Source organism: Winogradskyella sp., from assembly GCF_025210595.1.
Lineage (GTDB): Bacteria > Bacteroidota > Bacteroidia > Flavobacteriales > Flavobacteriaceae > Winogradskyella.
The window spans coordinates 1-8,583 of the sequence record NZ_JAOARH010000091.1 but is presented as its reverse complement, the minus strand read 5'-3'; the positions used below and the strand labels follow the sequence as shown (position 1 = coordinate 8,583).

The following is an 8,583-nucleotide window of genomic DNA, read 5'->3' as shown; positions in this document are numbered from 1 at the left end:
TTTTTGTTATTTTTATACAATATGTTATACAAAATGAACGTATGGATTTTAACAAATACACATTCCAACCAACCAAGCATAGAGATAAAAATGTCATCCTTATTCAGTTTGCGTATAGCCCAAACTTAATTAATGCATTACGAAAAAGATTCCCCTCAGCAAAATGGAGTGCATCCAAAAAATCATGGTACCTACCAGACCTTCATGTCGTAAGACAAGCATTGCAAATGCAAAAAAGAAATAATATAGCAGAAAAAGCAAAATCAATACATCTCATTAACCAACAAGCATATTTAGACCTCAATAAACAGTTAACTCTAAAAAAATATAGCCAAAGTACCAAGCGAGTTTACCTAGCAGAGTTTCAGCATTTATTAAAACTTCTAGACGATTATTACGTAGGAGACCTTAATCCAAAACGCCTCAAAGATTATTTTCTCTATTGCCTTAAAGTAGAAAAAATGCACGAAAGAAAAATCAATGGTAAAATAAATGCCATTAAGTTCTTCTTTGAGCAAGTATTGCACAGACCCAAAATGTTTTTTGATATACCAAGACCCAAAAAACCATTAACACTACCAAAAATGTTGAGCAAAACAGAAGTGAAGAAACTTTTTAGAGTTACAACAAACCTAAAGCATCGTGTAGCATTACAATTATGTTACGGTATGGGATTGCGCGTGTCCGAAGTGGTAAATCTTAAAATTGTAGATGTAGATAGCAAACGCATGGTAGTACACGTAAGAGGAGCCAAAGGTAAAAAAGACAGATATGTACCCTTACCCAAAAGCATTCTGCCAGAACTAAGGCACTACTACCTACAATACAGGCCAAAAATATATCTGTTTGAAGGCCAATATGGAGGTGCTTACGCCAAATCTAGTCTGCAACAAGTATTTAGATATGCCATGAAAAAAGCAAACATTAAAAAAGAAATAGGCATACACGGCCTTAGGCATTCCTATGCAACACATTTATTAGAATCTGGCGCAGATATGCGTTTCATACAAGAATTACTTGGGCATAACTCCATAAAAACAACACAAGTATATACAAAAGTAACACCAAGAAGCATGTCAAAAATAAAGAGCCCATTAGATAGCCTGTAATAAAAACCCAAATACAAGCAGTGTTCTAAAAACTAACGCACTCACCACACACCAACAAGTCATAAAATACCCAAAATCAGCCAAAATAATAGCATTATAAAACATCCCAAAAGTTAACACCGCATCTCCTTCGGGTTTCCTTCGGGTCTAATTCGGGTCTTCTTCGGGTCTCCTTCGGGTCAGCCATCGATAATTCCTACAAAAAACAAAATCACCACCAATCTAGCACCAAATGCCTCTTAAAGGCTAAGAATTATTTAATATTGAATAGATTAGCATCAAAAAAACAATTATCCCTTTATAATATCCCTATATTCCTCAAAAAACGCTTCAAACAAAATCATGTTAATATTGAAGAATTCCATAACCTCTTGCCAAGTATTTTTATTATGAATAGACACTTTACCCTCTAGAGGCAAATAAATACGCGAAATTTCTTTACCATTAGTCAAATAGAATTCCTCTTCATAAATAGCATCAGGCAAATAATCAGTATGCAGTATGGTTTTTAACGCCTCTAGTTTTTCCCAGCAATTAATACGGTTCTCTAAATCATCTTCCAAATCTAGAGTTATAAAAGCTTTTTTAGTATCAAAATGAAACTTAAACGATAAGCCCTTTATCTTAGTATTATATAATATCCACTTCCTCGGAAAAGACTTTCCAAAACTAGTCCAAAATTCTTGGCGTAACAAACGGCTTTCTTCTTTAGAGAACATATATCAGTAGTGATTTATAAATGCAATATTACGTCAGTTAGAGCGATTTTCAATAGAAAATTGTAGCGAGAACTTGTTAGGTAGAAAGACAAAACTATACATTAATTTATAAGGTAAACATCTATTAAATTAGCTCTAACTGACAGACGAAAAATAAAACTCTTAAATAAAATAGGCTATAGCTACTCCCAAACAAATGGCAACAAGCTTAGAAAGATTAAACTTATGTCCCTCGCCAGCTTCAAATAAAATAGTAGTAGAAATATGCAAAAAGATACCAATAACAATAGCATTAATACTCATAAGATAAGTCGTATTTATGTCTGTAGTATTAGATATCAAAGTACCCAAAGGAGTCATAGCAGCAAAAACAAACATAAAACTAATAGCCTGTTCTTTAGCAAACTTAGATTGTAATAAAAACGAAGTAAGCAAAGCAGCAATAGGTATTTTATGAATAAGTATTCCGTAAACCATATCATTATGCTGATGTACAGGGAAACCCTCTAAAAAACTATGAATACAAAGACTTATAAATAACAACCACGGAAACTTAGTGTCTTTTTTACTAATATGAACATGGCCATGCTCAGCACCTTTAGATAAAAACTCTAAAATAATCTGTAATAAAATACCACACATTATAAATAAACCTGTACGCTTAGCATCTAAATGTTCATAAACTTCAGGCAGTAAGTCAAACAAAGTAAGCGCTAATAAAAATGCACCACTAAAAGATAAAAGCAATTTGGTATAAATAGAGTGCTGCTTTTTAGTTAAAAAAGCAATACCAATACCAATAATAATAGCATATATAGGAAAAAGATACTTATTCATAAATTACTTAAAAATCATAATCAAACGTTCAGAAGTTTGTGAATGGTATTTTTGTAGCTTGTAATCTCCAAAAATATCGAGCAAATGTACACCAGCTTTTTCAAACAAAGTCTTAAAATCATCTAAAGTTAAGGCCTTAACACGTTCTTGAAATTCGTATAATTCACCATCAATTTCAAAGTTAATGTCTTTAATGATATAACCATCTTTAACAGATCTTTGCTGATGAAAATCTATACCTTCAACAGTCTTTACATCTTTAGCAACTAAGTGGTTTATTACATAATTAACGTTCATAAAATCTATAACACCAAAGCCAAAGTCATTAAGCTCAGCCTTTATAGATGTAATGGTTTTTAAATTGCAAGTATCATCTTCAAAATAGCCAAAACTTGTAAAAAGATTAAAAACAGCATCAAACGTCTTAGGATAAGGCAGAGTCATATCGTGCACATCAAAGTTAAGTGTGTCATTTTCAAACTGCTTAGCATGTTTAATGCTTTGTTCAGACAAATCAACTCCAGTAACATTATAACCTAAAGTATTAAGGTAGATAGAGTGTCTGCCTTTACCACAAGCTAAATCTAATATATTACCTCCCTCAGGAATATTAAGATATTGCGTAAGATTATCCATAAAGTGTTGGGCTTCAGAGTAATCTCTGTCTTTGTATAAGATGTGGTAATAAGGAGTGTCAAACCACGAAGCGTACCATTGTTTTGTTGATTTAGTCATATTCATCTCCTACATAAATAGGAGTCTCTTTTTTAGTATATATTGTACTGCAAAAATAGTTTAAATTTGCAATCTCACAGTTCGCACAGCGAGATTTGATATAATAACTTAGTCGAGTAAACTTTTAATAGATTTCAAAAAAAGTATTTGAGTCTTTCTTATAGGATATTTTTAGCAGATGGATAATAACTTTAAAATGGTAGCCAAAACCTTATTTGGTTTCGAAGATATATTAGCAAAAGAATTAACGCAGCTTGGAGCAATGCAGGTAGAAAAAGGGGTGCGTAACGTTAGTTTTGTTGGTGATAAAGGCTTTATGTATAAAGCTAATATGGGTTTAAGAACGGCTATTAAAATTCTAAAGCCAATAAAATCTTTTAGAGTTACTAGAGAAGAAGATTTGTATAAAAATGTTAAACACATAAAGTGGGAAAACTATCTTAAACCAACTGGTTCTTTAGCGGTTGATGCCACTGTGCATCATAGCGTGTTTACCCATTCGCAATACACGGCTTTAAAAACCAAAGATGCTATTGTAGATCGTTTTAGAGAAAATGGAGGCACAAGACCTAATGTAGATTTGCGCTTTCCAGATCTAAAAATCAATGTGCATATAGATCGTCAGCGTTGTACCATTTCTTTAGATACTTCTGGCGAATCCTTGCATAGACGAGGTTATAAAACAGCAACTAACATTGCGCCAATTAATGAAGTGCTGGCTGCTGGATTAATTATGATGAGTGGTTGGGATGGCCAAACCGATTTTATGGATCCTATGTGTGGTAGTGGTACTATGCTTGCAGAAGCAGCAATGATTGCCTGTAATATACCACCAAATTTAATGCGAAAAGAGTTTGCTTTTGAACGTTGGGAAGATTGGGATGTAGATTTGTTTGAAAAGATTGAAGAATCATTACTAAAGAAAACACGAGATTTTCATTATAAAATTATTGGTTATGATAAATCACCTTCAGCAGTAAGAAAAGCAATAGCTAACATAAAAAACGCACATTTAGACGAGTTTGTACATATACAACACGAAGATTTCTTTAAAACCCAAAAGGCTGGTACTAATAAGCTACACATGGTATTTAACCCGCCTTATGGTGAGCGTTTAGAGAATTTAAATATTGAAGAATTCTACGGTAATATAGGTACAACACTAAAGCATGGCTATTCTAATACAGATGCATGGTTAATCACTTCAAATCTCGAAGCTTTAAAGTTTATAGGTTTAAGACCTTCGCGCAAAATAAAAGTCTTTAACGCTAAACTAGAGTCACGCTTAGTAAAGTACGAAATGTATGCAGGAAGCCGTAAAGCAAAGAAACAAAATCATTGAAGCTCCTTAAATTCATCAGGATTTTGACCAACTTGCGTTTTTGGATATGTATCAAATAATGATTTAACTAAACCGTTAATGTAGGGCTTTAGTTTCTTTTTAGGCTTGTTTAATTCGCATTTAATAGAAGCATGCCATAACACTTTGTTAGTTTCAAAATCAGCAACATAAACAATTAACGTTTCTTCTTCATAGGTTTCTTCGTGTAAAGTACAGTTTTCCCAATACTCTAAATGTTTAGAATGCTCACAGTTTTTAAACGCAACGGTTTCTTCGCTAATTAATATTCTAAAACCTGCTTGTAATTGAGGCTCTAAAACATTGGTTTTATGGGCTTTGTTTTCCATTTCTATTGCTACAGCATCACCAATAGTGAGCCTTACGTTTTCATTATCTAAATTAGGATGGTTTAGATGTTCTACCGTAAAATCGTCTATACAAAGTACGTAAGTATCAAACTGATTAAAATCAGTTTGTAAGTTATAATCATAAACAACTTCAGATGTTGCAGCACAATTAAAAAGAAGTGAAAATAATAAAACAGAAATTATATAATAAACTCTCATAACTCAGTAATTTAGAATGTTCTTAAAGTTCTTAATTACTAAGTAGAAATACTATGATAAATGTCAAGTTTAGAAAGGTAATGCTATTCTTTAGTTAAGATCCAAATATCTTGTGGTACCCAATCTTTAGTTTCCGATGTTTGGATAATATGTTCTAAAACAGTAGCTTCTTTAAATAACTTTTCAACAAACGGTTTAGGGTGAAATGCTGCATAGGTACGATGGCCTTCTTTTATGCTACCTCTTACAACTATTTTACCTTGATTATAGTCGTTAAGTTCTGTTTCGGTAAGTTTAATTTTAAAATTATCTCCATGCATAGACAAAAGCATTATGCCATTAGGTTTTAAAACACGAAAAAGCTCGTTAAACCAGTCGTAATGCAATTGCTCAGAGAGGTGTGTAAAAATAGAAATACCATAAATAACATCCATTGAATTATCATTGTATGGCAGAGAGGCATTTAATTCGTTTTTATTGAATTGAACTTTAGGTAGGTTTTCAGAACACCAAGCAATAGATTTAGCATTGTAATCTGTTGCAAAAAACTTACAATTGTTATTTATAACATCTGGCATATGCCTAATGATTCGTCCTGGTCCGCAGCCCCAATCTAGAATGCTAATACTTTTTAATTCAATGTGTTTTTTAAAGTGTTCAGATAATTTTTTAGCCATGTTAAGTCCACCATTATAATACTTGTCGTAATTCATCTGGAAAGACTCATAGATTAAATAATCTGGTGGTAATGCAACATTAGGATGCTTTGTTCTAAACGCGTTATTGGTTTTTTGATGCTTATATTTCTGAATACGAAATCTTACTAAATCGGCAAGGTAAATGAGCTTGAATTGCCTTAGTAGGTTAGATAGTTTCGCTTTGTTCATGTGTAACAAATTAATTAAGGGCAAATATAGTATATAGAATTACTATTAAAGTGTTTCTAGTTGCAAATTATAATCGTATTGTAAATCCTCATGTAAGACACTTATTTTCTTTTTAATAGATAAGATTTGGCGCTCGTATAAATTGCTCAATGTTTTGTTTCTATGAATGGAAGGTTTTAATGTGTTTAAACGCTCACAGAAATAGAGTAGGAGCTCTACTTCTGTAGTTTTTTTGTTAGAATAACGACTGTACACTCTAATTTGCCTTAGAATTTTCCGAATCGTTTTTTTCATATAGAAATAACTGTCTGTATTTATTCCTTCAAAAAGCTCATCTAAGGTTTCTTTTACACTTTCTACATAAGCATCTTCATTATGCGCATTAAATAATAAATAGGTAAGAAGTGCTTTGTTTTCTTTTTTAAACTTTCCAAGGCGTAAGCAAAGCGCCAATAAGTCTTCTTTTGGCAAATGCTGTAGCTCTTTTTTTATAGTGACGATTGATTCTATCTTCATATGCTAAAATTAGTGTAAAAAACAAAGAAGGCAAATTTGCCTTCTTCATTATTTTAAATATGTTCTTTTATCTAGTTTTTACAGTATTCATCTACAATCTGCTTTAAATTATCGAGATTACTTAAATCAAATTCTCCATTTTTAAGATCTTCTGCTAAGCTTTTACACTCTGAAATATACTTAGCTAATTTAGCAGATACTTTTTCATTTTTTCTACCATCTATCATAAAACCTTCCTTTTTGTTAGAAAATCGTAATACATAAGTGCTTTCTTCACCTGGTTTGTTTAGAACCATATGACTATTGTTTTCATAAATAATCTCATAGAAGTATGAGTTATCGAATCCTAAGTTTGATGCATTAGACATCTTCTTAAGTGCATTTCCTTTGGTTTTCATACCAACAAAACATTTTTCTGTTCCATTATCATTTGCACAAAACTTAACCTTGTTTTTAGCTGAGAATTTTTTTGTGCGCTCTCGATTTTTATCATTCTTATATTTTACGCTAACAAATTTCCCAAACTTGTCTATACGATTCATTTCGGCATAATCACTTTGTTGTTGCGAAGGGTCTAACTGTAATTTTTCAAAAATGGCATAAATAGTACCTTTATACGTTTTACCGTCTGTATCTGTCACTGTACCATCAACGCCATAAAGGTTTATGCTGTTTTCTTTGGCTACTTTAACTCGTTCTTTGTGAAGTCTTGCTTTATAAGCTTTTGCTTCGTGCTGTAATTGATAACCTCTTCCTAATAATTCTTCAACAAAAATTTGTGCAAATGATCTAGAAAAACGACCAGTCATCATTGTGCGCGATCCATAGTCGAACTTAAATTCTTCATCGGTGTAGGTTTTGGCATCTACGGAAGTGCATGTGGAGCATCCCTTAGCTGTGCCAATTACAATTTTATCTAAATCTTTTACTGTATATACATTTTGGTAATACGTTACTTTACCAGCAATTTTTGTTCCTCTAGAGCCACCAAATAAAATGGTACCATCATCTTTTACAAATGGGTTATAACGACCAATAGTTTTTTGACGTTGAGCTTCGTCCGCTTTGGCAGATACTACTGCTTTTGCATATTTATCACTTAATTTTTCGCGCTCAACGGCAAAGAACTCATCTACTTTTGTCATATCTATGCCATTAGAACTAATGAGCTCGTATTTATCGCTCAAAAGTTTGATGATTAGTTTGGTAACACTAAAAGAAGTCATTAAAACTTCGTATTGTATTTCTGTTTTTTTGCCATCAGCAGAAGTCATTTCTAACCATTGAAAACCTTCAAGATTAGAGGCTGACATCCCTTTAAATTCTACATCAAAAGCTTTTTTGCCATCTAGCGTAGAAAACTTATAAAAGTTTTTAACATTATCATTGACTTTGGCGACTTCCTTTTTATCAAAAGTAATAATGCCTTTTTTTATTTTGATTTTTTGCCCATAACTTAATAATGGTAATGTAATAAGAAGTGTAAGGATTAGTTTTTTCATGTTTAGTTTTTTAATTGATAATAATTTAGCTGATAATCAGTGTTTGAAAATACAACAATTGATTCATTATTACCTTTTTAATGAAAAAGGAATTGAAGGTGTAATAAATACAGAAATCAACTAAAGATTAAGAATAATGCTGCCTAATAACTTTTCTAACTCTAAATAATCTGTAAATGCCTATTAATAGAATTATAGTAGAAACAGGTATAAGAATAATACCATAAGTTTTTAAGTCTGAAAGGAACTCGAGTTTTATAATGGTTACACCAGTTCCTAGTATTACTAAAAACGTTCTAAAATAAGCTAAGAAAGTACGTTCGTTAGCTAGTTTGGTGCGCTCTATGGCTAACCAATCTCTGGTAATGAG

10 protein-coding genes are annotated in these 8,583 nt (G+C 32.0%); 2 read left to right on the top strand and 8 right to left on the bottom strand.

The window, feature by feature from the left end:
• Positions 1-41: 41 nt before the first annotated feature.
• A complete protein-coding gene (locus tag N4A42_RS09640; RefSeq protein WP_294073335.1) occupies positions 42-1,109 on the top strand; it encodes a tyrosine-type recombinase/integrase in 1,068 nt (355 codons plus the stop codon).
• A 290-nt stretch (positions 1,110-1,399) separates the two neighbouring features.
• On the opposite strand, the gene N4A42_RS09635 is transcribed toward N4A42_RS09640, so the two are convergent.
• The 3 genes from N4A42_RS09635 to N4A42_RS09625 all read right to left on the bottom strand — a co-directional run bounded on the left by N4A42_RS09635 (position 1,400) and on the right by N4A42_RS09625 (position 3,400).
• On the bottom strand, positions 1,400-1,828 hold the full coding sequence (locus tag N4A42_RS09635; RefSeq protein WP_294073333.1) for a DUF4268 domain-containing protein: 429 nt from the start codon (positions 1,826-1,828) through the stop codon (positions 1,400-1,402).
• 162 nt (positions 1,829-1,990) lie between these two features.
• On the bottom strand, positions 1,991-2,665 hold the full coding sequence (locus tag N4A42_RS09630; protein ID WP_294073331.1) for a ZIP family metal transporter: 675 nt from the start codon (positions 2,663-2,665) through the stop codon (positions 1,991-1,993).
• A gap of 3 nt (positions 2,666-2,668) precedes the next feature.
• Positions 2,669-3,400 carry a class I SAM-dependent methyltransferase gene (locus tag N4A42_RS09625; protein ID WP_294073329.1) on the bottom strand — a complete coding sequence of 244 codons (732 nt, stop codon included), beginning with the start codon at positions 3,398-3,400 and terminating at the stop codon, positions 2,669-2,671.
• 178 nt (positions 3,401-3,578) lie between these two features.
• Between N4A42_RS09625 and N4A42_RS09620 the strand changes: the two genes are divergently transcribed.
• Positions 3,579-4,742 (top strand): THUMP domain-containing protein, encoded by a 1,164-nt coding sequence (locus N4A42_RS09620; RefSeq protein ID WP_294073327.1) that lies wholly within the window; start codon positions 3,579-3,581, stop codon positions 4,740-4,742.
• Here the strand turns inward: N4A42_RS09620 and N4A42_RS09615 are convergent.
• The 5 genes from N4A42_RS09615 to N4A42_RS09595 all read right to left on the bottom strand — a co-directional run.
• Positions 4,736-5,308 carry a DUF4136 domain-containing protein gene (locus N4A42_RS09615; protein WP_294073325.1) on the bottom strand — a complete coding sequence of 191 codons (573 nt, stop codon included), beginning with the start codon at positions 5,306-5,308 and terminating at the stop codon, positions 4,736-4,738. The genes N4A42_RS09620 and N4A42_RS09615 overlap by 7 nt on opposite strands.
• Before the next feature lie 83 nt (positions 5,309-5,391).
• On the bottom strand, positions 5,392-6,195 hold the full coding sequence (locus N4A42_RS09610; protein WP_294073323.1) for a class I SAM-dependent methyltransferase: 804 nt from the start codon (positions 6,193-6,195) through the stop codon (positions 5,392-5,394).
• Positions 6,196-6,240: 45 nt separating this feature from the next.
• Positions 6,241-6,711 carry a hypothetical protein gene (locus tag N4A42_RS09605; RefSeq protein ID WP_294073321.1) on the bottom strand — a complete coding sequence of 157 codons (471 nt, stop codon included), beginning with the start codon at positions 6,709-6,711 and terminating at the stop codon, positions 6,241-6,243.
• Between the two features lie 71 nt (positions 6,712-6,782).
• Positions 6,783-8,213, bottom strand: coding sequence for a hypothetical protein (locus N4A42_RS09600; protein ID WP_294073319.1), 1,431 nt, complete (start codon positions 8,211-8,213; stop codon positions 6,783-6,785).
• Positions 8,214-8,340: 127 nt separating this feature from the next.
• Positions 8,341-8,583: DUF202 domain-containing protein (locus N4A42_RS09595; protein WP_294073317.1), on the bottom strand; the 243-nt coding region annotated here is incomplete at its 5' end.